Origin of the sequence: Streptomyces sp. NPDC021115 (assembly GCF_044333065.1) — a bacterium.
In the GTDB taxonomy this organism is placed as follows: Bacteria; Actinomycetota; Actinomycetes; order Streptomycetales; family Streptomycetaceae; genus Streptomyces.
On sequence record NZ_JBIRQF010000003.1, the window covers coordinates 364,562 to 388,431 of the forward strand.

General features: G+C 72.9%; 22 protein-coding genes, 1 pseudogene and 1 riboswitch. Of the genes and pseudogenes, 12 read left to right on the forward strand and 11 right to left on the reverse strand.

Annotated features, from left to right (window positions below):
- Positions 1-4: 4 nt before the first annotated feature.
- The gene (locus tag ACH4TL_RS11700) at positions 5-1,156 is read right to left on the reverse strand and encodes a Glu/Leu/Phe/Val dehydrogenase (RefSeq protein WP_398318567.1); all 1,152 of its coding nucleotides are present in this window, start codon (positions 1,154-1,156) and stop codon (positions 5-7) included.
- A 132-nt stretch (positions 1,157-1,288) separates the two neighbouring features.
- The gene (locus ACH4TL_RS11705) at positions 1,289-2,206 is read right to left on the reverse strand and encodes a LysR substrate-binding domain-containing protein (RefSeq protein WP_398318564.1); all 918 of its coding nucleotides are present in this window, start codon (positions 2,204-2,206) and stop codon (positions 1,289-1,291) included.
- 169 nt (positions 2,207-2,375) lie between these two features.
- Between ACH4TL_RS11705 and ACH4TL_RS11710 the strand changes: the two genes are divergently transcribed.
- From ACH4TL_RS11710 to ACH4TL_RS11720, 3 genes are read left to right on the forward strand one after another with little or no spacing between them, the layout of a single operon-like run.
- Entirely contained in the window at positions 2,376-3,566 is a 1,191-nt protein-coding gene (locus tag ACH4TL_RS11710; RefSeq protein ID WP_398318561.1) for an NAD(P)/FAD-dependent oxidoreductase, read from the forward strand.
- A gap of 27 nt (positions 3,567-3,593) precedes the next feature.
- Complete coding sequence (locus tag ACH4TL_RS11715; protein ID WP_398318558.1) at positions 3,594-4,997, forward strand: 2-oxoadipate dioxygenase/decarboxylase family protein; 1,404 nt, start codon at positions 3,594-3,596, stop codon at positions 4,995-4,997.
- A 44-nt stretch (positions 4,998-5,041) separates the two neighbouring features.
- The gene (locus ACH4TL_RS11720; RefSeq protein ID WP_398318555.1) at positions 5,042-6,571 is read left to right on the forward strand and encodes an aldehyde dehydrogenase family protein; all 1,530 of its coding nucleotides are present in this window, start codon (positions 5,042-5,044) and stop codon (positions 6,569-6,571) included.
- A gap of 1 nt (position 6,572) precedes the next feature.
- Here the strand turns inward: ACH4TL_RS11720 and ACH4TL_RS11725 are convergent, their stop codons facing one another.
- The 3 genes from ACH4TL_RS11725 to ACH4TL_RS11735 all read right to left on the reverse strand — a co-directional run bounded on the left by ACH4TL_RS11725 (position 6,573) and on the right by ACH4TL_RS11735 (position 9,513).
- Positions 6,573-7,436 carry a fructosamine kinase family protein gene (locus ACH4TL_RS11725; RefSeq protein ID WP_398318552.1) on the reverse strand — a complete coding sequence of 288 codons (864 nt, stop codon included), beginning with the start codon at positions 7,434-7,436 and terminating at the stop codon, positions 6,573-6,575.
- Positions 7,433-7,897 carry a low molecular weight protein-tyrosine-phosphatase gene (locus tag ACH4TL_RS11730; RefSeq protein WP_398318549.1) on the reverse strand — a complete coding sequence of 155 codons (465 nt, stop codon included), beginning with the start codon at positions 7,895-7,897 and terminating at the stop codon, positions 7,433-7,435. The genes ACH4TL_RS11725 and ACH4TL_RS11730 overlap by 4 nt, the downstream gene beginning before the upstream one ends.
- A 62-nt stretch (positions 7,898-7,959) precedes the next feature.
- Entirely contained in the window at positions 7,960-9,513 is a 1,554-nt protein-coding gene (locus ACH4TL_RS11735) for a carboxylesterase/lipase family protein (RefSeq protein WP_398318546.1), read from the reverse strand.
- Between the two features lie 135 nt (positions 9,514-9,648).
- Between ACH4TL_RS11735 and ACH4TL_RS11740 the strand changes: the two genes are divergently transcribed.
- Positions 9,649-9,804: a DUF6131 family protein gene (locus ACH4TL_RS11740; protein WP_398318543.1), complete on the forward strand. Its 156-nt coding sequence runs from the start codon at positions 9,649-9,651 to the stop codon at positions 9,802-9,804.
- A 12-nt stretch (positions 9,805-9,816) separates the two neighbouring features.
- On the opposite strand, the gene ACH4TL_RS11745 is transcribed toward ACH4TL_RS11740, so the two are convergent.
- Positions 9,817-10,671 (reverse strand): LysR family transcriptional regulator, encoded by an 855-nt coding sequence (locus ACH4TL_RS11745; protein WP_398318540.1) that lies wholly within the window; start codon positions 10,669-10,671, stop codon positions 9,817-9,819.
- Positions 10,672-10,739: 68 nt separating this feature from the next.
- On the opposite strand from ACH4TL_RS11745, the gene ACH4TL_RS11750 reads away from it, so the two are divergent.
- From ACH4TL_RS11750 to ACH4TL_RS11760, 3 genes are all read left to right on the forward strand, one after another.
- Positions 10,740-11,681, forward strand: a complete 942-nt coding sequence (locus tag ACH4TL_RS11750; protein ID WP_398318537.1) for an EamA family transporter — start codon at positions 10,740-10,742, stop codon at positions 11,679-11,681.
- 66 nt (positions 11,682-11,747) lie between these two features.
- A riboswitch (cobalamin riboswitch) is annotated at positions 11,748-11,949 on the forward strand.
- 27 nt (positions 11,950-11,976) lie between these two features.
- Positions 11,977-13,071 (forward strand): HoxN/HupN/NixA family nickel/cobalt transporter, encoded by a 1,095-nt coding sequence (locus ACH4TL_RS11755; RefSeq protein ID WP_398318534.1) that lies wholly within the window; start codon positions 11,977-11,979, stop codon positions 13,069-13,071.
- Positions 13,072-13,220: 149 nt separating this feature from the next.
- The gene (locus ACH4TL_RS11760; protein WP_398318531.1) at positions 13,221-15,194 is read left to right on the forward strand and encodes an aconitate hydratase; all 1,974 of its coding nucleotides are present in this window, start codon (positions 13,221-13,223) and stop codon (positions 15,192-15,194) included.
- 184 nt (positions 15,195-15,378) lie between these two features.
- Here ACH4TL_RS11760 and ACH4TL_RS11765 read toward each other — a convergent pair whose 3' ends face one another.
- Both ACH4TL_RS11765 and ACH4TL_RS11770 read right to left on the reverse strand, forming a co-directional pair.
- A complete protein-coding gene (locus ACH4TL_RS11765) occupies positions 15,379-16,062 on the reverse strand; it encodes a GAF and ANTAR domain-containing protein (protein ID WP_398318528.1) in 684 nt (227 codons plus the stop codon).
- A gap of 36 nt (positions 16,063-16,098) precedes the next feature.
- Positions 16,099-17,811 carry an aconitase family protein gene (locus ACH4TL_RS11770; protein ID WP_398318525.1) on the reverse strand — a complete coding sequence of 571 codons (1,713 nt, stop codon included), beginning with the start codon at positions 17,809-17,811 and terminating at the stop codon, positions 16,099-16,101.
- Between ACH4TL_RS11770 and ACH4TL_RS11775 the strand changes: the two genes are divergently transcribed.
- A complete protein-coding gene (locus tag ACH4TL_RS11775; protein WP_398318728.1) occupies positions 17,692-18,453 on the forward strand; it encodes an MFS transporter in 762 nt (253 codons plus the stop codon). The genes ACH4TL_RS11770 and ACH4TL_RS11775 overlap by 120 nt on opposite strands.
- A 10-nt stretch (positions 18,454-18,463) precedes the next feature.
- On the opposite strand, the gene ACH4TL_RS11780 is transcribed toward ACH4TL_RS11775, so the two are convergent.
- The 3 genes and pseudogenes from ACH4TL_RS11780 to ACH4TL_RS11790 all read right to left on the reverse strand — a co-directional run.
- Positions 18,464-19,354, reverse strand: coding sequence for a GntR family transcriptional regulator (locus ACH4TL_RS11780; protein ID WP_398318521.1), 891 nt, complete (start codon positions 19,352-19,354; stop codon positions 18,464-18,466).
- A 42-nt stretch (positions 19,355-19,396) separates the two neighbouring features.
- Positions 19,397-19,627, reverse strand: a complete 231-nt coding sequence (locus tag ACH4TL_RS11785; protein WP_398318725.1) for a beta-propeller fold lactonase family protein — start codon at positions 19,625-19,627, stop codon at positions 19,397-19,399.
- 149 nt (positions 19,628-19,776) lie between these two features.
- Positions 19,777-20,433: pseudogene (locus tag ACH4TL_RS11790) on the reverse strand (lactonase family protein); the annotation flags it as partial.
- Between ACH4TL_RS11790 and rraA the strand changes: the two are divergent.
- The 4 genes from rraA to catA all read left to right on the forward strand — a co-directional run bounded on the left by rraA (position 20,427) and on the right by catA (position 23,870).
- Complete coding sequence (gene rraA / locus ACH4TL_RS11795) at positions 20,427-20,822, forward strand: ribonuclease E activity regulator RraA (protein ID WP_398318518.1); 396 nt, start codon at positions 20,427-20,429, stop codon at positions 20,820-20,822. The pseudogene ACH4TL_RS11790 and the gene rraA overlap by 7 nt on opposite strands.
- 131 nt (positions 20,823-20,953) lie before the next feature.
- Positions 20,954-21,925: a LysR substrate-binding domain-containing protein gene (locus ACH4TL_RS11800; protein ID WP_398318515.1), complete on the forward strand. Its 972-nt coding sequence runs from the start codon at positions 20,954-20,956 to the stop codon at positions 21,923-21,925.
- Entirely contained in the window at positions 21,852-22,955 is a 1,104-nt protein-coding gene (locus ACH4TL_RS11805) for a mandelate racemase/muconate lactonizing enzyme family protein (RefSeq protein ID WP_398318512.1), read from the forward strand. The genes ACH4TL_RS11800 and ACH4TL_RS11805 overlap by 74 nt, the downstream gene beginning before the upstream one ends.
- 39 nt (positions 22,956-22,994) lie before the next feature.
- Entirely contained in the window at positions 22,995-23,870 is an 876-nt protein-coding gene (gene catA / locus ACH4TL_RS11810; protein WP_398318509.1) for a catechol 1,2-dioxygenase, read from the forward strand.

The window sequence follows — 23,870 nt, forward strand, 5'->3', positions numbered from 1 at the left end:
GGCCCTAACCACCGGCCGGAAGGCGTCCCTTGCTGCGCATCGCGGCGCGCACGCGCTCCTCGGCCAGTCCGCGCCCGGCCGTGTGCGGGGTGGTGCCGCGCCGCTTGGCCTCGTCCAGGACGGTGACGGCGTTCGCGCGCAACCGGCCGGAGATCGTGTCGAAGATCGTGCGGGTGTCGGGCCGGAAGCCGGAGTAGCGGGCGTCCATGGCGAACGCGGCGGCGACGACACCGCCCGCGTTGGCCACGAAGTCGGGCAGCACGGTGACGCCGCGCCCGGCCAGGATCTCCTGCGCCGCCGGTGAAGTGGGCAGATTGGCGCCCTCGACCACCAGCCCGGCCTTGATCAGATGCGCGGTGCGGTCGTCGATGACGTCCTGGAGGGCGGCGGGCACCAGGATGTCGCAGTCGACGGTGAGTTCCTGACCCGAGGCGAGCACATCGCCCGCTGGGTGCCGGACGACGAAGTCGTCGCCGTGCTCCTCGCGGGCGGCCAGCAGGGCGCGTACGTCCAGACCGCTGGGGTCGTGCAGCGCGCCGCGGGCCGTGGACACGGCCACGACGGTGGCGCCCAGTTCGGCGAACCGCGCCGCGGCCGCGGCGCCCACCGCGCCGAACCCCTGGATGGCCACCCGGCAGCCGGACAGCGACAGCCCGCCGCGCTGCGCGGCGGCGTCGGCGGCTTCGGCGATGCCGTAGCCCGTGACGCCGAGCTTGTCGTACGCGACGCCGCCCAGGTGCTCCGGGGTGCCGACGGCCGCGCCGCGGTCGCCCAGTTCGTCCTGGATGATGGCGGCGTCGCTCTCGGTCAGCCCCATGTCCAGCCCCATCACGTACTCGCCGGGCACCTCGTTGGACAGGGCGCGGGCGAACGCGCGCAGCACCGCCTCCTTGTCGGGGGACGCGGGATCGGCGACGATGCCCGCCTTGGCGCCCCCGTAGAAGAGGTCGACACCGGCCCACTTCCAGGTCATCACGCGGGCCAGACGGGCGACTTCCCCGACCGTCACCGTGGGGCTCATGCGGGTTCCGCCTTTGCCGGTGCCCCGGGCCGCGTTGTCGATGACCAGCACGCCCTTCATACCGGTGCGCCGGTGGGAGACGACGACGATCTTCTCGGGACCCCAGTCGTCGACGAGGGAGAGTGCGTCAGCCACGTCCGTCCGTCCTTCTCCGTAGATCGATGGATAGACCGATGGATCCGAAGGTCCACTTCACGATGTGGCCGGTGCCCGAAGCCCACAAGAGTCAGCAGGGCGACAGAATCGATACCGGGGAGCAAGGAACGCTTATGCTCGGTCGCCGCCAAGACCCGTCCGCACCACCGTGCGCAGCACGTCGACGAGGGCCACCACGGTGGGACGGCGCTCGGCGGCGCAGCGGAACACCACGACGATGTGCCGCTCGACCGTCTCGCGCAGCCGCACCACATCGAAGCGGGAGGGCCGCAGCCGGAGCATCAGATCCGTCACCGTGCTCACCCCCACCCCCGCCTCCACCAGCGCCAGGGTGGCCGCCGTGTCCGTCACCTCGTGCAGCACCTCCGGTTCGACGCCCGCCCGGCGGAAGGCGGTGCGCATCGCGCGCCCGTAGTAGCTCTCGGCGGACGGCAGGATCCACCCCAGCTCCCGGGTCTGCGCCATGGTCACCGTCTCCCGGCGGCCCATCGAACCGGTCGGCACCGCGAGCGAGAAGCGCTCCCGGTGCAGCTGCATCACCCGCAGCGCCGGATCGCGCGGGATCGGTACGTCCGGATAGTCGAGGCCGAGCGCGAGGTCCACGGCCCCGGAGGCCACCGCGTCGTACACCTCGTCCACGTCCATGTCGCGGCTGTGCACCGTCAGCCCCGGATGGTCCTCGCGCGCCGTGCGCAGGGCGGGCGGCAGGATCTCGGCGGCCGCCGTGGCGAACAGGCCGACCAGCAGCGTGCCCGAGGCGTCGTTGCGGGTGCGCTCCAGCGCCTCGACCGCCTCGGCCTCCGTCGACAGGATCCGCTCGGCGTGCCGGGCGAGCGTCATGCCCGCGTCCGTCAGCTCCACCCTGCGCCCGGTCCGCCGCAGCAGCTCCATGCCGGTGGCCTTCTCCAGCGCCGCGATCTGCTGCGAAACCCCGCCGGGGGTGTACCCCAGCGACTCCGCCACCGCCGTGATGGTGCCGCGCCGGGTCAGTTCGACGAGGGAACGCAGCTGGGCACTCGTCCAGTCCATATAGCGACTCTAATAGATCACGAGCAATAACTGTTCATAGACGTCAACGGTCGGGTTGCTGCACGATGACCGGCAGACAGCTGATCGGCATCGTCCTGCACTGCGACAGCCGCGCCGCGCCGGGCCGGAACCTCCGGCCACGGCGCCGCCTCGGGAAGGGACCGGCCACGTGAACTCCTCGCCCTCCTCACCCTCATCCGCCTTCCACACCGTTCCGCCCGCCGCCGACGTCGTGATCATCGGCGGCGGTGTCATGGGCACCAGCACCGCCTTCCACCTGGCCGAGGCCGGGGTGGCGAACATCGTCGTCGTCGAACGCGGCGAGCTGGGCTGCGGCAGCTCGGGCAAGCCCATCGGCGGCGTCCGCGCCCAGTTCTCCGATCCGCTCAACATCCAGCTGGGCAGCCGGAGCCTGCGCGCGTACCAGGACTTCCCGCACCGCCCCGGCGCCGACATCCGGCTCGACAGCGTCGGCTACCTCTTCCTGCTCACCAGCGAGCAGCAGGCGACGGACTTCGAGACCTGCGTCAGGACCCAGAACGCGCTCGACGTGCCCAGCCGCATGATCGGCCCGCAGGAGGCGCGCGGCCTGTGTCCTTACGTCAGCACCGACGGGCTCGTGGCCGCCGTCCACTCGCCCACCGACGGCCACGCCCGCCCCGGGCTGGTCATCGAGGGCTACGCGCGCGCCGCGTCCCGGGCCGGGGTCACCTTCGCCACCCACACCGACGTCACGGCCATCGACACCGCGGGCGACCGGATCACCACCGTGCACACCGACCGCGGGCCGATCTCCTGCGCCACCGTCATCTGCACCGCGGGCGCCTGGTCGGCGCGGATCGGGGACATGCTGGGGATCGACCTGCCGGTGCGCCCGGTGCGCCGTCAGGTGGCCTTCACCGCCCCGCTCACCCCGCCCGCCCCGCGCATCCCCTTCACCATCGACTTCTCGTCCACGGCGTACTTCCACAACAGCGACGACGGGCTGCTGTTCGGCCTCGCCGACCCCGGCCAGGAAGACGGCTACGACACCACCTGGACCCCGGAGTGGCTGGAGCTGTTCCGCGCCGCCGCCCGGCGTCAGGCCCCGGCCCTGGCCGACATGGAGACGGTCGGCGGCTGGGCCGGGCTCTACGAGATCACCCCGGACCACAACGCACTGATCGGCCGCTCCGGCGAACTCGGCAATTTTCTTTACGCGACCGGGTTTTCCGGGCATGGCTTCCTCCAGGCCCCGGCGGTCGGCGAGATCGTCCGTGACCTGTATCTGGACCGTGCGCCGTTCCTCGACGTCGCACCGTTCAGCGCCGACCGCTTCACGGCCGGGGCGAAGGCCCGCCCCGAAGCCCATGTGGTGTGAACCGCCGACCGAAAGGGAGCACCCCCAGTGACCAGCCGGAACCTCAGCCAGTGGCAGCTGCGCGCCGCGTTCGCCGCCCGCCTCTCGGACATGTACGGGCGGGAGGTCCCCGCCTACACCACCCTTGTGGACGTCTCCCGCGAGGTCAACGACGACGTGCTGCGCGCCCGGGGCGCCGACGCCGAGCGGCTGGGCTCCATCAGCCGGGTCACCGCGGAGCGCCACGGCGCGATCCGCGTCGGCACCCCGCGGGAGATGAGCCAGGTCGCGCGCGTCTTCGGTGCTCTCGGCATGCACCCGACCGGCTTCTACGACCTGCGCGAGGCCGCCGCCAGCGCGGTGCCCGTCGTCTCCACCGCGTTCCGCCCCACCGACGGCGAGGAGCTGGCGCGCAACCCGTTCCGCGTCTTCACCTCCATGCTCACCCCCGCCGACCCGCGGTTCTTCGACGCCGATCTGCGCGCCCGGCTGGAAACCTTCCTCGCCGGACGCGAGCTGTTCCCCCCGGAACTGCTCGCCCTCGCCGACCGGGCCGAGGCGACAGGCGAACTGCCCGAAGCGGAGGCCGAACAGTTCCTCCAACTGGCCGTGCAGGCCTTCGAGCTGTCCACCGAGCCGATCGACCAGGGCTGGTACGCGACCCTGGAGCGGGTCTCCGCCGTCGCCGCGGACATCGGGGGCGTGCGCAGCACCCACATCAACCACCTCACCCCCCGCGTCCTGGACATCGACGAGCTGTACCGGCGCATGACCGACCGCGGCATCGAGATGATCGACACCATCCAGGGCCCGCCGCGCTGGGACGGCCCCGATGTGCTGCTGCGCCAGACGTCCTTCCGCGCCCTCGCCGAACCCCGGGCCATGCGCGCCGCCGACGGCAGCGTCACCAGCGGCGCCCTGCGGGTGCGGTTCGGCGAGGTCGAGGCGCGCGGCATCGCCCTCACCCGCGAGGGCCGCGCCCTGTACGACCGGCTGCTGAAGCGGATCGACCAGGAGTCGGCCGCCCGCCCCGGGGCGGACCGCGCAGACATCGCCCGCGCGCTGTGGGCCGAACACCTCCCCGCCACCGAACGGCAGCTCGCCGAGTGGGAGTTGGCCTACTTCACCTACCACGTGGTGGACGACCGCCCCCACGACGGCAGCCGCCCGCCCGCCGACATCGGCGAGCTGGTGGCCCAGGGCTGGCTGCGCGCCGAGCCCATCGTCTACGAGGACTTCCTGCCCCGCTCCGCGGCCGGGATCTTCCAGTCCAACCTCACCGGCGAGGGCGCGCGCAACAACGACCACGCGGGCACCACGTACGACAGCGCCTGGCTGTCCGGCGCCATCGGCCGCGACGTCCTCGACCCCTTCGACCTCTACGAGCGGCAGCAGAACCACTCCATCGACCGGGCCGCCCGCGCGCTCGAACTCGACGGCGCGCTCGGCTGACCCACCGCACTCCGCCCGACCCCACACCTCCCGAGGGAGCCCTCATGACCAGCACCGCCCTTCCCGCCACCGAGGACCTGCGCGGCCGGGCCCGCACCGCCCTGGAGCGCGTCGGCGTGACCGTCCCGGAGGGCAGCGGCCTCACCGCGCGCACCCCGATCACCGGCGACGACCTCTTCGAGCTGGCCGCCACCACCCCCGCCGACGCCGACCAAGCCATCGCCGCCTCCCGTACGGCCTTCCTCACCTGGCGCACCACCCCCGCCCCCCGGCGCGGTGAACTCGTACGCCGTCTGGGCGAGTTGCTGCGCGACCACAAGAGCGACCTGGCCGACCTCATCACCATCGAGGCGGGCAAGATCCGCTCCGAGGCGCTGGGCGAGGTCCAGGAAATGATCGACATCTGCGACTTCGCCGTCGGCCTGTCCCGCCAGCTCTACGGGCGCACCATCGCCTCCGAACGCCCCGGCCACCGGCTCGCCGAAACCTGGCATCCGCTCGGCGTCGTCGGCGTCATCTCCGCGTTCAACTTCCCCGCCGCCGTCTGGTCCTGGAACACCGCCGTCGCTCTGGCCTGCGGCGACACCGTCATCTGGAAGCCGTCCGACCTCACCCCGCTGATCTCCCTGGCCTGCGACCGGCTCCTCGCCCAGGCCGCCGAGGACGTCGGCGCGCCCCGCGATGTCCACCGGCTGCTGCTCGGCGACCGCGCCATCGGCGAAAAGCTCGTGGACGACCCCCGTGTCGCCCTCGTCAGCGCCACCGGCTCCACCCGCATGGGCCGCGAGGTCGGCCCCCGCGTCGCCGCCCGCTTCGGCCGCAGCCTGCTGGAACTCGGCGGCAACAACGCCGCCGTCGTCGCCCCCTCCGCCGACCTCGACCTCGCCGTCCAGGGCATCGTGTTCGCCGCGGCGGGCACCGCCGGGCAGCGCTGTACGACGCTGCGCCGCCTCATCGTCCACCGGGACATCGCCGACACCCTCATCGCCCGGCTGACCGCCGCCTACACCAAGCTCCCCATCGGCGACCCCTTCGACGAGGACACCCTCGTCGGCCCGCTCATCTCCACCGCGGCCCTCGAAGGGATGCAGAGCGCCCTCACCCGCGTCCAGGCCGAGGGCGGCAAGATCCTGGCGGGCGGCAACCGCCGCCTCGCCGAGGCGCTGCCGAAGGCCGCCTACGCCGAACCCGTCATCGTCCGGGTGGACGAGCAGAGCGACGTCGTACGGGAGGAGACCTTCGCCCCGATCCTGTACGTGCTGACCTACGACACCCTCGAGGAGGCCATCGCCCTCCACAACGACGTCCCGCAGGGCCTGTCGTCCAGCATCTTCACCCGCGACCAGCAGGAGGCCGAACTCTTCCTCTCCGCCGAGGGCTCCGACTGCGGCATCGCCAACGTCAACATCGGCACCTCGGGCGCCGAGATCGGCGGCGCCTTCGGCGGCGAGAAGGAGACCGGCGGCGGCCGCGAGTCCGGCTCCGACTCCTGGCGCGCCTACATGCGCCCGGCCACCAACACCATCAACTACTCCAGCCAGTTGGCCCTCGCCCAGAACGTCAGCTTCCTCTGAGTCAGCCAGCCGCCAGGGCGGTGCGGGCCGCCGCGAGGGCCTGCTCGGCGTAGCCGCGTCCGAACAGCACCGCGTGCACCAGCAGCGGGAACAGCTGGTGCAGCCCGATGCGGTCCGCCCAGCCCCCGGCGAGCTGTGCCGCCTCCTGGTAGCCCTCCAGCACCCGGTCCAGATGCGGGCAGCCGAACAGGTGGAGCATCGCCAGGTCGGTCTCCCGGTGCCCGCCGTGCGCCGCCGGGTCGATCAGCCATGCCTGCCCGTCGGCGCCCCACAGCACATTGCCGTTCCACAGGTCGCCGTGCAGCCGGGCGGGCGGCTCGGCGGGACCCGCGAGGGCGGGCAGCCGCTCGCAGACGCGCTCGATCGTGGCCGCCTCGGCGGCGCGCACCGTGCCGTCGTCCACCGCGCGGCGCAGATAGGGCAGCACCCGGTGCTCGGCGTACCAGCGCGGCCAGTCGTCGCCGGTGACGTTGCGCATCGGGGCGAGCCCGATGTACGCGTCCTCGGGGCCGCCCGGCGGCGGGGCGCCGAACGCGGGCGCGCCGGACGCGTGCAGGGCGGCCAGGTCGCGGCCGAACCGCCGCGCCGACGCGGCGCTCGCCCGGCCGGACGGGACCCGGTCGGTCACCAGCCAGCGCGGATCGTGGCCGTGCACCACCGGGACGCGGACCGTGCCGGTGTCGGCCAGCCAGCGCAGCCCGGCGGCCTCGGCTTCCACCGCGCCGGGGTCGTCACCGCGCTTGACCATCACCGTACGCCCGCCGTCGAGGGTGACTTCGGCGAGCGCCCCGGACATCGCGCGCTCCCCGGTCACCTGACGGCCGGTGAGCCGGGCGGCCGCCGCCCCCGGACCGTCGCCGGTCATGCGTCCGCGCGCTCGCGCGTCCAGGCGAGCAGGCCGGGCGTCGCCGCTTCGATCATGTCCAGCACCGTGTCGAACCCCTCCGGGCCGCCGTAGTACGGATCGGGGACATCCAGATCGCCGGTCGCGTCCGGGTCGAAGGACCGCAGCATCCGGACCCGGGACGGGTCGGCGACCAGCTGGCGCAGCGCCCGCTCATGGCCGCCGTCCATCGCCAGGAACAGATCGGCGTCCAGATGCTCGGCACCGACCTGCGCCGCGACGTGCTCCACCGGATAGCCGCGCGCCTCCAGCACCTCACCGGCCCGTTCGTCGACGGGATCGCCGACGTGCCAGGGACCGATACCGGCACTGGTGACCCGCACCGCGCCGTCGAGCCCCGCCCGGCGCAGATGCTCGGCGAAGACCAGCGCGGCGGACGGCGAACGGCAGATGTTCCCGCTACAGACAAAGCAGATGTGCACGGCCCCAGCGTACGGCCGCCCGCCGGCACCCCGCGGAACCGGGGGCACCCCGGATCGTGCCCTTACGTGAACAGCGGCAGGGCCGGGAAGGCGTGGTCCTGCCAGAGGCGGCGGGAGGTCTCCTCGGGGTAGGCGGTGATCTCGGGCGTCGCGTCGAAGACCTGGGTGAGGCGGCGGTCGGGGTCGTACGCGGGCCAGCCCGGGTCGCCCGTCGTGGCGAAGGCGGTCCAGGCCGTGCGGAAGCGGGACGACAGGGCCTCGGCCTCCGGGGAGGGGCCGGAGGCGTCGAACAGCAGCAGGCCGAGGTCGGCTTCGAAGGTGCCGAACAGCAGCGGTATGTCCAGGCCGTGGCAGGCGCCCATGACGCCGCCGCCCGCCGGGGCGGGCCAGGTCAGCTCGTACAGGTGCGCACGGCCGCCCCCGGCCACCTGGGCCTCGGCCAGCCGCAGCGAGGGCATGTGGAACAGCCAGTCGGACTGGACGCGTTCGTGGAGTTCGGCGGGCGAGGCTTCGGGGAAGGCGGCGCGGTAGGCCCGTTCGCCGTCCGGCCCCGGCCCGAACGCGCGCAGCGCCGCCGCCGCTTCGTCCTCCCCGGCCTTCCCGAGCTGCCCGCCGAGGGCGAGGAACAGCCGGTACTCGTCCCGGTTGTGCCCGGCGATCAGCTCCACGTCACGGGCCGCCCCGGCCGCCAGGGCCTGCCACGGGGTGGTCGGCAGCACCTCGCCGTCCAGAACGGGCGCGAAGGGGGTCAGGGTGTGGACGACCTGCCCCCACCGTTCCTCGTACCGGCGCATCTTCGGGCCCAGCGCCTCGCCCGCGGAGGGCAGCCGGCGCGGGTCCACGGTGGCCAGATCGGCGGCCACCGGCCGCAGGCCCGCCTCGGCGGCGAGCGCGCCCGCGATGTCCCGGGCCAGCTCGTCCGAGAAGAACGTGCCCGGCACGCTCTGCGCGATGGCGCGCCGGAACAGGCCCCGCGCGTTCGGCATGGCCAGCAGCGAGGCGACCGATCCGGCGCCCGCCGACTCCCCGAAGACGGTGACCCGGCCGGGGTCGCCACCGAACGCCGCGATGTTCTCCCGCACCCACTCCAGGGCCGCGACCTGGTCCAGCAGACCGCGGTTGGCGGGCGCGCCGTCGAGGTGGGCGAAGCCCTCGACGCCGACCCGGTAGTTGAGGGTGACCACGACGACGTCGCCGTCGCGCGCGATGTGCCGGGCGTCGTAGCCGGGGCTGCCGGAGTGGCCGAGCTTGTAGGCGCCGCCGTAGATCCACACCATGACCGGGCGGTGGGCGGCCGGGTCCGGCTCGGGCGTCCAGACGTTGACCGTCAGCCAGTCGTCGCCCTCCGGCGCCTCCAGCGCACCGGCGCGGCCCATGAACCCCGACTCCTGCGGGGGCGGCGGCCCGAAGGCGTACGCGTCCCGCGTGCCGTCCCAGGCGCGCACCGGGCGCGGCGCCTGGAACCGCGCGTCCCCCACCGGCGGCTCGGCGAACGGGATGCCGCGGAACACGGCCAGGCCGTCCTCCCGGCGGCCGCGCACCGCACCGGCGGCGGCGCGCACCACCACGGGCTCGGCGGACCCGGCTGCCGACGCGCGGGACTCGGCTGTCGTCATCGATGACTCCTCACGGTTGCTGGGCAACACCACGATGCACGAGCCGCACGCCGGCGCCCCCGGTGAGGTGTGCTGGCGTGGCGGGCGGAAGAGGAAGATACTGGAATCGGAGCACCCGAGAGATCGGAGGACGCCATGATTGTCCTCGGGATCATTCTCCTCATCATCGGCCTGCTGACCGGTATCGCCGTGCTGTGGACGATCGGCATCGTCCTCCTCGTGATCGGGGCCGTCCTGTGGATCCTGGGCGCGGCCGGACACGCGGTCGCCGGGCGCCGGCACTTCTACTGACGGGCCGGCCGGTCACCCCGAGCGGTACAGCGCGGTGATCAGCTCGATCACCGCCTGCCCCGCGGGATGCGGATCGTCCCGCCACCAGGCCAGCCGCACCGCGATCGGCTCGGCGTCGCGGACCGGCCGGTACACGATGCCGGGCCGCGGATACTGGTGCGCGGTCGACTCCGCCGTCATCCCCACGCAGCGGCCCGTGGAGATGAGATTGAGCCAGTCGTCGATGTCCTGCGTCTCCTCGGTGTCCGGGCGGGCGCCGGGCGGCCACAGCTCAGGGGTGGTGGTACCGGTCCGCCGGTCGACCAACAGCGTGCGGTCGCCGATGTCGGCGAGCCGGAGGGAGCGGCGCCGGGCCAGCGGGTCGTCCGCCGCCATCGCGCACAGCCGCCGCTCCAGGCCCACGATGGCGGAGTCGAAGCGGTGGTCCTCCAGGGGTCTGCGCAGTACGGCCAGGTCGCAGGCGCCCTCCGCCAGACCGGCCGTGGCGGCGTTGACCCGCACCAGGTGCAGCCGGGTGTCCGGATGCGCCGCGGCCCAGCGGCGCTGGAAGGCGGGGGTGTGGCTGCCCAGCGCCGACCACGCGTAGCCGATCCGCAGCCGGGTATGGCCCGATCTGGCCTCCCGCACCAGATCGTCCACCTCCCCGAGCACCCGCCGGGCGTGCGCCACCACCCGCAGCCCGGTGCCGGTCGGGGTCACCGTCCGGGACGTACGCCGCAACAGCCGTGTGCCCAGGGCGCGTTCGAGCGAGGCCAGGGTGCGGGACACGGCCGCCTGGGAGACCCCGAGCGCGATCGCGGCATCGGTGAAGGTGCCCTCGTCCACGATCGCGACGAGACAGCGCAACTGCCGCAGCTCCACATCCATAACCCAAGCGTATAGGTGCGACGGCCAACGCATTTTGCGCAACGGTCGGGCGACCGCACGATCGGGGTATGGACGCAGCCCACGTCACCGCTTCCGCCCCCGCCTCCGCCACCGCTTGCGCCGAGCCGACCGTCACCTCACACCCGGAACACCCCGACGCCTCGGGCCGGGAACCGGCCGGGCGGCCGCTGGCCGGGGTGCTCACCATGGCCGGCAGCGGCCTGTCCAACCAGACCGGTGCCGCCATCGGATCGCTCGCCTTCCCCGTGCTCGGAGCCACCGGCGTCGTCGCGGTACGCCAGTACGTCGCCGCCGTCGTCCTGCTGGCCGTCGGCCGCCCCCGCTTCCGGTCCTTCACCAAGGAACAGTGGTGGCCGGTACTGCTGCTGGCCCTGGTCTTCGGTGCCATGAACCTGTCCCTGTACAGCGCGATCGACCGCATCGGCCTCGGTCTCGCGGTGACCCTGGAATTCCTCGGCCCGCTCACCATCGCCCTGTCCGCATCCCACCGCCGCACCGACGCGTGCTGTGCGCTGGTCGCCCTGGCGGGCGTGGTCACCCTGATGCGCCCCCAGCCCTCGACCGACTACCTGGGCCTCGGGCTCGGGCTGCTGGCCGCCGCGTGCTGGGCGTCGTACATCCTGCTCAACCGCACCGTCGGCCGCCGCGTCCCCGGTGCGCAGGGCTCGGCGGCGGCCGCGGCGGTCTCCGCCGTGCTGTTCCTGCCCGTCGGCATCGCCGTCGCCGTCCAGCATCCGCCGACCGCGGGGGCGGCCGGGTACGCGATCGCCGCCGGTGTCCTCTCCTCCGCCGTGCCCTACCTCGCCGACCTGTTCACCCTGCGCCGGGTGCCCGCCCAGACCTTCGGGCTGTTCATGAGCGTCAACCCGGTCCTCGCGGCCGTCGTCGGGTGGATCATCCTCGGCCAGAGCCTGGGGTGGACCGAGTGGGCGAGCATCGGTGCCATCGTCGTGGCCAACGCGCTCTCCATCCTCACCTCGCGCGCCTGACGGTTCGCGCGCCTGACGGTCCCGCTCGCGACAGGTGCGCCACTTGCCGGTTTTGCGGGGCGACATCTACAGTTGCCGCGCCGTGGTGTTCGGGAAGCCGGTGCGAAACCGGAGCGGCCCTCGCCACTGTGATCGGGGAGTTCCCGTCCCGTTCCGCGGCCTTGACGACAGGGCCGCGGAGCCACTGGCCGCCGGGTGCGGCCGGGAAGGCAGGGGCGGTCGCGTCGACCCGTCAGCCAGGAGACCGGCCGCGGCATCTCACGAAGTGATCCACGAGGTGCTGGAGCGTGACCGCATGACCCTGCCCACCGCACCGCGCTGGCGGCGCGAGGACACCGTCCGGACCGCCGGACTGCTGGCGGTGATCGTCGCCCTGCACGCGGTCGCCTTCGGCCTGCTCTTCCTGGTGGTCGCGCCCCGCCACTACGAGGCCGGCACCAGGACGTTCGGCGTCGGCCTCGGGATCACCGCGTACACCCTCGGCATGCGGCACGCCTTCGACGCCGACCACATCGCCGCCATCGACAACACCACCCGCAAGCTGATGGCCGACGGCAAGCGGCCGGTGTCGGTGGGCTTCTGGTTCGCGCTCGGCCACTCCAGCGTGGTGGTCGCCCTGGCCGCGCTGGTCGCGGGCGGTACCCAGCTGGCGGGCACCCTGATGAACGAGAACTCCGGCACCCACCAGGTCCTCGGCGTCGTCGGCACCACGGTGTCGGGGACGTTCCTCTACCTCATCGCCGCGCTCAACCTGGTCGCCCTGCTCGGCATCCTGCGGGTCTTCCGGGCGATGCGCGCCGGGCGGTTCGACGAGTCGGAACTGGAGGCGCACCTGGACGCGCGCGGCTTCATGAACCGCGTCCTGGGCCGCTTCACCAAGTCCATCACCCGGCCCGGCCAGATGTTCCCCCTCGGCTTCCTCTTCGGGCTCGGCTTCGACACCGCCACCGAGGTCACCCTGATGGTGATGGCCGGAAGCGGTGCCGCCGCCGGGCTGCCCTGGTACGCGATCCTGTGCCTGCCGCTGCTCTTCGCCGCCGGGATGAGCCTGTTCGACACGCTCGACGGCACCTTCATGAACTTCGCCTACCAGTGGGCGTTCTCCAACCCGGTCCGCAAGGTGTTCTACAACCTGGCCATCACCGGTCTGTCCATCGCGGTGGCCTTCCTCATCGGTACCATCGAGCTGGTGAGCGTCCTCCACGACAAGCTCGCCCTGCGGGACTCCGTCACCGGCTGGATCTCCGCCCTGAACCTGGACAACGTCGGCTTCATCATCGTCGGCCTGTTCGTCGTGGTGTGGGCCGCGGCGCTGGCCTACTGGCGCATCGCCAAGGTCGAGCAGCGCTGGACCGTCCGCACCGCCACCGCGGAGGGCGACGGCGGCTGAGCCCGTCCCGTACCGGGGCGCCGGAGAAGCCACGACGCCCGTCCGGGTGACTGTGCCCGGGCGGGCCCGGCATGGCCGCCGGGATACGGGAACCCGCATGGTGGCGCCCGGAACGTCCGGCCGCGCCGCACCGGGAAGGCGGTACCGCCATGGCTCAGCCCCGTGGCCGCGCGCACGGCAGCGTGACGCAGCGGCTGATCGGCGACCACCTCGTGTCCGGCCGCATGGAACCGGGGGAGGAGATCGCGCTGCGCGTGGACCAGACGCTCACCCAGGACGCCACCGGCACCCTGGTGATGCAGGAGCTGGAGGCGCTGGCGCTGGACCGGGTCCGTACGCAGGTCAGCGTCCAGTACGTGGACCACAACATCCTCCAGGCCGATGAGCGCAACGCCGAGGACCATCTCTTCCTCCGCTCGGCCGCCCGCCGCTTCGGGCTGTGGTTCTCCAAGCCCGGCAACGGCGTCTCCCACCCGACCCATATGCAGCACTTCGGTGCCCCCGGCAGAACGCTCGCCGGATCCGACTCCCACACCTGCGCGGGCGGCTCCCTGGGCATGCTGGCCATCGGCACCGGCGGACTGGAAGTGGCCCTCGCCATGGCCGGACGGCCGCTCCACCTCACCATGCCGGAGATCTGGGGCATCCGGCTGACCGGGCAGCTGCCGCCGTGGGTCAGCGCCAAGGACGTGATCCTGGAGATGCTGCGCCGCCACGGGGTGCAGGGCGGCGTCCACCGCGTGCTGGAGTACCACGGGCCGGGGCTGGCCTCCCTCACCGCCATGGACCGGCACGTCATCGCGAACATGGGCGCGGAACTCGGCGCCACCACCACCGTCTTCCCCTCCGACGACGCGGTGCGCGGCTTCCTGGACGCGGTGGGGCGGGGCGCGGACTTCGTGGAGATCGTCGCGGACGAGGACGCCGCCTACGACCGTGACGAGGAGATCGACCTGTCGTCCCTGGAGCCGCTGATCGCCCGCCCCACCTCCCCGGGCAACGTCGTGCCGGTACGGGAGGCCGCCGGGGAACCCATCGGGCAGGCCGTCATCGGCTCCTCCGCCAACCCCGGTTTCCGGGACTTCGCCGTCCCCGCGGCCATGGTGGCCGGGCGGCAGACGGCGCCCGGGGTGAGCTTCGACATCAACCCCACGTCCCGCGAGATCCTCCAGGACCTCACGCGCTCCGGTGCCACCTTCGAGCTGATCGCCGCCGGTGCCCGCATCCACCAGTCGGGCTGTCTCGGCTGCATCGGCATGGGCCAGGCCCCCGCGGCGGGGCGCAATTCGCTGCGTACCTTCCCGCGCAACTTCCCCGGCCGCTCCGGCACCGAGGACGACGCGGTGTGGCTGTGTTCACCGGAGACCGCCACCGCCTCCGCGCTGACCGGTGTCATCACGGACCCGCGCGACTGGGCCGACCGCCTCTCGGCGGACCCGCCCGCACCTGACGCCCCCGTACCGCCGTCGGTCAACGACGCCATGCTGGAGCCGCCGCTGCCACCGGACGAGGCCCACCGCGTCCGGCTGCGGCGCGGCCCCAACATCTCCGCGCTGCCCGATCTCGATCCGCTGCCGGACACCCTCGAAGGCCCGGTCCTCCTCAAGGCCGGTGACGACGTCTCGACCGACGAGATCTCCCCGGCCGGGGCGAAGGCCCTGCCCTACCGGTCCAACATCCCGAAGCTGGCCGAGTTCACCCTCATCCGGCTCGACCCCGACTACCCCCGGCGTGCCGCGTCGGTCCGGGACGACGGACACCTCATCGTCGCCGGGGAGAACTACGGCCAGGGCTCGTCCCGCGAACACGCCGCCATCACCCCGCGCTACCTGGGGCTGCGGGCGGTCATCGCCAAGTCGTACGCCCGTATCCACTGGCAGAACCTCGCCAACTTCGGCGTCCTGCCCCTCGAATTCGCCGATCCCGGCGACTACGAGCGCATCCAGGTGGACGACCGGCTGCGGCTGTCCGGTCTGCACGAGGCCCTGGCCCGTACCGACGACCGGACACTGCGCGTACGCAACACCACCCGCGACGAGGAGTACCCGCTGTGTCACCGGCTCTCCCCGCGGCAGTGCGAGGCGGTCCTCGCGGGCGGCGTCATCCCGGCCCTGGCCCGCTGAGTCCCGCCCGCTGAACCCCCGCCCGCCGACCGGCCGTTTCGCCGCCCGGCGCGCATGCATACGGCCGTGAGTGCCGGGTACTCGCGGCCCACGCTGTCGGCGAGTCCCCCGGGGGAACACGGCGGCCAGGCTCTTCCGGTCCAGAATGCGGGCCGGTGGAGCCGCCCTTACGCGGGCGGCGGTGTCAGTCGAGGCCGCCGCTCTCGCAGACCTGCCGGGCGATCTCCCGCAGCTTGACGTTGCGCTCCTGGGACACCCGCCGCAGCACGCTGAAGGCGTCGTCCTCGCCGATCTTGAGGCGTTCCATGAGGATGCCCATGGCCTCGCCGATGGCGTGCCGGGTGGCGAGCGCCTGCTGGAGCTGGTCGGCGGTGCGGGCGCTGGAGAACGCGACCGCGGCGTGCGAGGCCAGCAGCCAGCCCGCCGTCTCGCTGCCCTTGGTGAAGACGCCCGTGCTCCGCGAGTACAGATTCAGCGAACCGAGTTCCTCTTCCCTCGTGTACAGCAGGAACCCCATCATGCTGCCGATGCCCAGGTCGCGGGCCCGGCTCCCGAACTCGGGCCACCTCTCCTGCGGCTTTGCGAAGTCCTTGATCCGGTAGACCGGCTGGCTGCGGCGCGCGGCGTCGAAGCACGGGCCCTCGCCGGTCCGCTCCTGGAGCTGGTCGGAGCGGACCACCAGGCTGTCGGTCGGGGCCAGGGTCTCCACCTCTCGACCGTTGAGGACCAGGATTCCCGCCGCGTCGCACCCCTCGACGATCCCCACCGCGCATTCGGTGATGCGCTCCAGCGTCGCGTCCACCGAGTCCTGCGCCAGCAGGTCCCGTGCCATCACGGCCATCTGCTCCGCGAAGCTCTCCCAGTCCATGTCACCGTCTCTCTCGCCGACGTCCCCGCAGGGTCATCATGGTGCCTCAAGGGAACGGCGGACCACGTAGGGCAGGATGCCGCCGTGGCGGAGGTAGCCGAGTTCCTGCCGGGAGTGGATCCGAAGCCGCAGCTCCGCCGTGGTGTGGCGGCCGTCGTCGCGGTGGAGGCGCAGCACGACGCGGTTGGTGCCGACGCGCAGCCGGTCGAGACCTTCGAAGGTCAGCTCCTCCTCTCCGGTGAACGGGTGCGCCGCCGCGCCGTCGCCCTCGGCGAACTCCAGGGGCAGGACGCCCATCCCGATCAGGTTGCTGCGGTGGATGCGCTCGTACGACTCGGCGACGACCGCGCGCACCCCCAGCAGCGCCTGGGCCTTGGCCGCCCAGTCGCGGCTGGAGCCCGCGCCGTAGTTGCGGCCCGCGACGACGACCAGGTCGTGGCCCGCGTCGCGATAGGTGGGCGCGGCGTCGTACACGGGCAGGACGCGGGTGCGGTCGGCCGTGTACGCATGGGCGCCCGCACCGGAGCGGGTGCCGGGCAGCCGGACGGGACGGCCGTCGGGGGCGGTGCCCAGGGGGTCGCGGTCGAAGTCGTGGAGGATCGAGCCCGCCAGGGCGTAGGCCACGACCAGGGGCGGGGAGGCCAGATACGAGAGGGCGGTGCGGGGGTTGACCCGCCCGGCGAAGTTGCGGTTGCCGGACAGTACGGCGACGGGCTCGATCGCGTCCCGCTCGGCGAGGTCTTCCATCGCCGGGTGCAGCGGTCCGGAGTTGCCGATGCAGGTCATGCAGCCGAAGCCGACGACGTGGAAGCCGGTCTTCTCCAGCGCGGGCAGCAGCCCGGCCGCCCGCAGATACTCCTCGACGACCCGCGAGCCGGGGGAGAGGGACGTCTTCACCCAGGGCTTGGCGGTCAGCCCGGCCCGGACGGCCCGCTCGGCGAGCAGCCCCGCCTGCACCATGAGCGCCGGGTTGGCGGTGTTGGTGCAGCTGGTGATGGACGCGATGGCCACCGGGCCCTCGGGCAGCGGTTCGCCGAAGGCCCGAGCGGTGTCGGCCGTCTCCTGGCGGGTGGCCGCCGTCGCCGTACGGTACGAGGCGGGCACCTGCGACAGCGACAGCCGCTGGTGGGGCAGGTTCGGCCCGGCCATGCTGGGCTCCACCGTGCCGAGGTCGAGATCGAGGACATCGTCGTAGCGCGGCTCGGGCCGGTCCTCGGTGCGCCCCAGGCCCTGGGCGGTCAGATAGGCGTCGACCAGCCGGATGTGTGCCTCGTCCCGCCCGCTGAGCCGCAGATACGCGGACGTCTCGTCGTCGTACGGGAAGAACACGCAGGTGGCCCCGTACTCGGGCGCCATGTTGGCGACCGCGGCGCGTTCCGCCCAGCCCAGCGTGGTGACACCGGTGCCGCAGAACTCCACGAACGAGTCCACCACGCCCCGGGCGCGCAGGCGTTCGGTCAGGGTGAGGGCGAGGTCGGTGGCGCCGACGCCGGGCCGCAGCCGGCCGGTCAGCCGGACGCCCGCCACCGTCGGGTACGGGATGGTGACCGGCTCGCCCAGCATGGCCGCCTGGCCCTCCAGACCGCCGACGCCCCAGCCGACGACGCCCTCCCCGGCATCGTCGTCTATCTGACCTACTGGTTCCGCAGGAAGGAGGTCGCCACCGCCACCGCGCTGTTCCTGACCGCGATCCCCGCGTCGTACGTCATCGCCGCCCCGCTCAGCGCGCTGATCATGGACCAGGTGCACTGGTTCGGCCTCAGCGGCTGGCGCTGGATGTTCATCCTGGAGGGCGCCCCGGCCGTGCTGCTCGGGATCGCCTGCTTCTTCGTACTGACCGAGCGCCCGGCCGGCGCCGGCTGGCTGACCGAGCGGCAGCGCCAGTGGCTCACCGCCGAGCTGGAGCGGGAGCAGCAGGCCAACTCCCAGGCCAGGAAGCTCAGTACGCTCAAGGTCATGGCCGACCCCAAGGTGCTGCTGCTGGCCATCGGCTTCATCAGCGCCACGCCCTATGTCCGCGCCGCCGTCGCCCTGTGCGCCGCGGGCTTCGTCCACTCGCCCGTGCTGGACATGTGTCTGATCGCCCTCTCGCTGACCGGCATGTACAGCTTCAAGTCGCCCTTCTGGGCGCTCCCCACGCTGTTCCTCACCCGCTCCACCGCGGCCGTGGCGGTCGCCGTGGTCAACTCCATCAGCAACCTCGGCGGCTTCTTCGGGCCCTACGCCATCGGCTGGGCCAAGGACTCCACCGGGAGCGCCACCGGTGGGCTGCTGTTCCTCGGCGGCCTCACCGCCGTGGCTTGCGTGCTCACCTTCGCCGTACGCGTCAGCTCCCGGCCCCCGGCCGGCCCGCCGGTGCCCGGCGAGGCGCCCCGGCCGCTGCGCGCCTGAAGCGCCCCGCTCACTCCTCCGGGCCGATCCCGGTCTTGAGGGACCGGACCTTGTCCAGATGGTTCTGGAGGAACGCCGACGCCTCCTCGATGTTCCCGCCCTCCACCAGGTCCAGCAGCCGCAGATGCTCCCGGGCCTGGTGGGTCAGGCGGGAGCGGTCGAGCTGGTGGCGGTACTCGATCAGACGGCGCAGCCGGTTCTGGCGGCGTACGGCGTCCAGCAGGAACTGATTCCCCGAGCAGCCCGCCAGCATCTCGTGGAACGAGGCGTTGACCTGGAACAGCTCGGCCCGCGGCAGCAGCAGGATGTCCCCGCGCAACAGCGCCTCCTGCTGCCGCCGGTGCCGGGCGAACGCCTCGGTGTCCACGGTGAAGCCGGGCTCCAGCAGCGCCGCGGGCTCGACGATCATCCGAAAGCGGTAACTCTGGTCGTGCGCCTCGACGGTGGTGAGCACATGCTGGAACTCCCAGCCACGGCCACCGGCCCGGCGGCGCACCAGATCCTCGCCGTCCATCCGGGCCAGTACCCGGTCCGCCTGGCGCGGCGTCAGACGGTAGCGGCGGCTGACGTCGGCCGCGGTGAACGAGCCGGTGAAGCGGCCGCCGACATAGTCGTCCGTGAGTCGGAAGTACGCCTCCTGCTCGACGTCCGTGTCCTCGGACAGATCGGGCCGGGTCAGGGTGGCCGCGCCACGGGCGAGGAAGAAGCCACGGTTCGGGACCCGGGTGAGGATGCCGACCTCGGTGAGGAAGACCATGGCTTTGCGGACGGGGGTGCGCGAGACCTCCAGCGCGTCCGCCGCCCACTGCTCGGTGACGTGTGCACCTTCCTCGAGGCCGCTGTGGCGGACCAGGTCCACCAGGCGGGTGGCGATGGAGGTGGTCAGGTTCGGCCGCGACATCAGCCCCTGCGCTCTTCATGTGGTGGACGAGGACACTTCATCCTAAGAGGTCCGGACATCCGGAGAGGGTCCGCGCGGCGGCGTCGAGAAGACGACGCACACGGGCGACCCCGTGGACACCACCTCGCCGGACGGCCGGAGCGTGCCGCTGTCCGCCTCCACGCCGGACGCCACGATGGTGTGGCTGCGCTCGTTGGCGGCGAACAGCCGCCGCCCGTCAGGGCCGAAGCAGAAGAAGCGCGGGCGGATGCCCCCGGTGGACTGCCAGCCCACCGGCCGCAGCGTCCCGTCCGCCGCCGAGACGGCGAAGACGCCGATGGTGTCGGGCTCCGGGCCCCCGGGGGTGCCGTCCCCGGCGCCGCCGCGCCGCGGGCGGCGTCCCAGCGGTAGGTGGTCACTGTCGACCGCAGCTCGTCGACCGTGTACGCGTACGGGAGGGCCGGGTGGAAGCAGAGGTGGCGCGGACCGGCCATCTCGCGCGTCGCGGTGTACGGGACCGGCCCCGGGGACAGCTTCCCGGAGGTGGCGTCCAGGGGCAGCGTGAAGACGCGGTCCAGCCCCTTGTCCGGTACGACGAGGAAGCGCCCGTCCGGGGCGAAGGGCACCTGGTTCGGCTTGGAGCCGGTCTGCTCCGTGCGGTGCGGGCCCGGCTCGCCGGGCAGGAGCAGCAGGTCCGCGACCGGCCCGAGCCCGCCGTCCGCCCGCAGCGGCAGGGTCGCCACGCTGCCCGACGAGTGGTTGGCCACCACCAGGAAGCGGTTCGAGGGGGCCACCGCGAGATGCGCCGGATTGCGCCCGCCCGTCTCCTGGCACCCCAGCGCGTGGAGCCGCCCGGTGCCGGGCTCGACGCGGAAGGCGCTGACGTACGTGAGGTCGCCGTGCACCGCGTACAGATACCGCCGGGTGTGGTCGAGGGCCAGGAACGCCGGGTTGTCCAGCTCGACGGTCTGCGTCGGCGTCCAGCCCTCGGCGCCGGGGCCGATGTCGTAGACCTCGATGCCCCTGCCGCGTCCGTTCCGCCCGGGCGTCGTCCGCGACCCCACATACGCGACGGTGTGCTCGCTGGAAGACCGTGTCACGTCCGCTCCCGTCCCTGCCCGTGCGGACCGCCTCCTGCCCCGGGGGCAACGCCCTGCTGCACGAACTGCTGCGCACCCCCGGTGAGGGCGCCGTCGTGGTGGTCGACGGCGGGGCCTCGCTGAGCGTCGCGCTCGTCGGGGACGTGATGGCCGAACGGGCCCGTGCCAACGGCTGGGCGGGCCTCGTCGTGTACGGGGCCATCCGCGACAGCGCCGCCCTCGCGGAGCTGCCGGTCGGCGTCCAGGCCCTGGGCACCACCCCGCGCAAGAGCGGGAAGGCGGGCCGCGGCGCGGTCGACGTGCCCGTGTGCTTCGGCGGTGTCACCTTCACTCCCGGCGACATCCTCCACGCCGACGAGGACGGAGTCGTCCTGCTGCCGACCACCTGAACGGCCGACCGGCCGCCCCCTTGAGGCTCCCGCCCATTCATATCCGTCGCGTCTCAATAGGCCGTGACCAGGTATTTGTGGGGTATGGGCCATGGTGCCTACGCTCGAGGCGCGTTCGAGGGGAGTGTCCGATGGAACTCAGACAGCTCCGGTATTTCGCGGCCGTCGCCGAGACGCGCCACTTCGGCCGGGCCGCGGAACGGCTGCACATGGCCCAGCCCCCGCTGTCCCAGGCGATCCGGCGGCTGGAGGCGGAGTTGGGGGTGGAGCTGTTCGCCCGCACCACCCGGCACGTGGCGCTGACCGGGGCCGGTGAGGTGTTCCGCACCGATGTGGAGCGGATCCTCGCGGCGGTCGACGAGGCGGTGGCCCGGGCCGGGCGGTTCGCCTCCGGTGCGGAGGGCGTGCTGCGGATCGGCCTGACGGGCTCCGCCTCGTACCGCCAACTGCCCGCGCTGGCCCGGCTGGTGAAGCGCGAGCTGCCCCGGGTGATCCTGGAGGTGCACACCGACATGCTCACCCCCGCCCAGGAGACGGCGCTGACCGAGCGCCGTCTCGACATCGGCGTGCTGCGGCCGCCGGTGCGGCAGGAGGGCATCGCCCACCGCCCCATCGCCACGGAGCCCCTGGTGGCCGCCGTCCCCGAGGGGCACTGGCTGGGCGAGGCGGACTCCGTACGGGTGGAGCAACTGCGGCACGAGGACTTCATCGTGTACGCGGCCGCGCTCGGCTCCGTCGTGGGCGACGCGGTGGTCCGCGGCTGTCTCGCCGCCGGCTTCTACCCGCACCGCGCGTACGAGGTCACCGAGACCTCGGCCGCCCTGGCGCTGGTCGCCGCGGGACTCGGGGTCGCCGTGCTGCCGGACTCGATCCGTTCCGCGCCACGGGAGGGAGTGGTGTGCAAGGAGATCGAGGACGCCCCGTCCGTCCGCCTGGACCTCGCCTGGCGCGAGGACGACGACTCACCCCTGCTGCGCAACCTGCTGAAGGCGCTGGAACAGCACGACGTGTTCCTCGAAGGAGAGTGGCATGAAGATAGCCAGGGTGGAGGCGATCCCCTTCGCCATTCCCTACGAGAAGCCCCTGAGGTTCGCGAGCGGTGAGGTGCACACCGCCGAACACGTCCTGGTGCGCGTGCACACCGACGAGGGGCTGACGGGGACCGCCGAGGCGCCACCCCGGCCGTACACCTACGGAGAGACCCAGGAGTCGATCGTGGCAGTGATCGACAAGATTTTCGCACCGCAGATCCTGGGCCTGACCCCGCTGGAACGGGAGGCGGTCCACGAGAAGCTGGACCGGACCGTCGGCAACCCGACCGCCAAGGCCGCCCTCGACATGGCCCTGTGGGACATCCTCGGGCAGGCCGCGGGCATGCCGGTATCCGCGCTCCTCGGGGGCTACGGCGACCGGATGCGGGTCAGCCACATGGTCGGATTCGCGCCCGCCGGGCAGATGGTGGCCGAGGCACTGCGGATGCGGGACACCTACGGCATCACCACCTTCAAGGTGAAGGTCGGACGGCAGCCCTACCGCGCCGACGTCGACGCCTGCCGCGCGCTGCGCGACGCCCTCGGCCCGGACGCCGAGCTGTACATCGACGGCAACCGCGGCTGGACCGCGTCCGAGTCGGCCCGCGCCCTGCGGGAGATGGCCGACCTCGGCCTGACCTTCGCCGAGGAACTGTGCCCCGCCGACGATGTGCTGGGACGGCGCTGGCTGGTCGCGCGGAGCCCCGTCCCCTTCATCGCCGACGAGAGCGCCACCCGGCCCGCCGAGGTCACCCGGGAACTCCTCGGCGGCTCCGCCACCGCCATCAGCGTCAAGACCGCCCGCACCGGGTTCACCGCCTCCCAGCGCGTACTGCACCAGTGCGAGGGGCTGGGCGTCGAGGTGGTCATGGGCAACCAGATCGACGGCCAGATCGGCACCCTGTGCTCGGTCGCCTTCGGCGCCGCCCACCGCACGGCCTCCCGCCACGCGGGCGAGCTGTCGAACTTCCTCGGCATGGCCGACGACCTCCTCGCCGAGCCGCTGACCATCGAGAACGGCACCCTGCGCAGCCGCGAGGGCGCCGGTCTCGGCATCGCCGTCGACCCCGGCAAGCTGGCCCGCTACCGCCAGGACCGCTGACCCCACCATGCGCACGACCGACGGACAAGGAGCGCGATCATGACCGACACCAGCACGGACCAGCACACCGACCAGCAGGCCGACCAGGCCACCGCGGCCGCCTCCGGAGCGGCCGCCACCGAGCGGTTCCGCACCAAGCGGCCCACCGGCGCCGGTGCCGACACCGCGCGCGTGGACACCCTGGTCTCCGAACTCCTCGCCGCCACCCACGACATCATCCGCCGCCACAAGGTGAGCTACGCCGAGTACGACGCGCTCAAGGCGTGGCTGATCCAGGTCGGCGAGGACGGCGAGTGGCCGCTGTTCCTGGACGTCTGGGTCGAACACGTCGTGGAAGAGGTCGCGGCCGAGCACCGCGAGGGCAGCAAGGGCACCATCGAGGGCCCGTACTACGTCCCCGGCGCCCCGGAACCGCCCGCCGACGCAACGCTGCCCATGCGCGACGGCGAGGAGGGCACCCCGCTGCTCTTCCAGGGGCAGGTCACCAGCGTGGACGGCACCCCGCTGCCCGGCGCCGTGATCGAGATGTGGCACGCCGACAACGACGGCTACTACTCCCAGTACGCCCCCGGCCTGCCCGAGTGGAACCTGCGCGGCACCGTCGTCGCCGACACCGGCGGCCACTTCCGGATCCGCACCATCGAGCCCGCGCCCTACCAGATCCCCACCGACGGCTCCTGCGGCCGCCTCATCGCCGCCGCGGGCTGGCACGCCTGGCGTCCCGCACACCTCCACCTCAAGGTGTCCGCGCCCGGCCACCAACTGGTCACCACCCAGCTGTACTTCAAGGGCGGCAGCCATGTGGCGGACGACATCGCGCAGGCGGTGAAGCCCGAACTCGTCCTCGACCCCGGCCCCGCGGCGGACGGCGGCGGCCGCGAGGTCACCTACGACTTCGTGCTCGACAAGGCGTGA

Coding starts and splice junctions, on each gene's coding strand:
- ACH4TL_RS11735 (WP_398318546.1), bottom strand. CDS start 9,513: ATGACGACAGCCGAGTCCCGCGCGTCGGCAGCCGGGTCCGCCGAGCCC.
- ACH4TL_RS11725 (WP_398318552.1), bottom strand. CDS start 7,436: ATGACCGGCGACGGTCCGGGGGCGGCGGCCGCCCGGCTCACCGGCCGT.
- ACH4TL_RS11765 (WP_398318528.1), bottom strand. CDS start 16,062: ATGGACTGGGAGAGCTTCGCGGAGCAGATGGCCGTGATGGCACGGGAC.
- ACH4TL_RS11745 (WP_398318540.1), bottom strand. CDS start 10,671: ATGGATGTGGAGCTGCGGCAGTTGCGCTGTCTCGTCGCGATCGTGGAC.
- ACH4TL_RS11750 (WP_398318537.1), top strand. CDS start 10,740: ATGGACGCAGCCCACGTCACCGCTTCCGCCCCCGCCTCCGCCACCGCT.
- ACH4TL_RS11705 (WP_398318564.1), bottom strand. CDS start 2,206: ATGGACTGGACGAGTGCCCAGCTGCGTTCCCTCGTCGAACTGACCCGG.
- ACH4TL_RS11760 (WP_398318531.1), top strand. CDS start 13,221: ATGGCTCAGCCCCGTGGCCGCGCGCACGGCAGCGTGACGCAGCGGCTG.
- ACH4TL_RS11740 (WP_398318543.1), top strand. CDS start 9,649: ATGATTGTCCTCGGGATCATTCTCCTCATCATCGGCCTGCTGACCGGT.
- ACH4TL_RS11780 (WP_398318521.1), bottom strand. CDS start 19,354: ATGTCGCGGCCGAACCTGACCACCTCCATCGCCACCCGCCTGGTGGAC.
- ACH4TL_RS11755 (WP_398318534.1), top strand. CDS start 11,977: ATGACCCTGCCCACCGCACCGCGCTGGCGGCGCGAGGACACCGTCCGG.
- ACH4TL_RS11805 (WP_398318512.1), top strand. CDS start 21,852: ATGAAGATAGCCAGGGTGGAGGCGATCCCCTTCGCCATTCCCTACGAG.
- ACH4TL_RS11800 (WP_398318515.1), top strand. CDS start 20,954: ATGGAACTCAGACAGCTCCGGTATTTCGCGGCCGTCGCCGAGACGCGC.
- ACH4TL_RS11720 (WP_398318555.1), top strand. CDS start 5,042: ATGACCAGCACCGCCCTTCCCGCCACCGAGGACCTGCGCGGCCGGGCC.
- catA (WP_398318509.1), top strand. CDS start 22,995: ATGACCGACACCAGCACGGACCAGCACACCGACCAGCAGGCCGACCAG.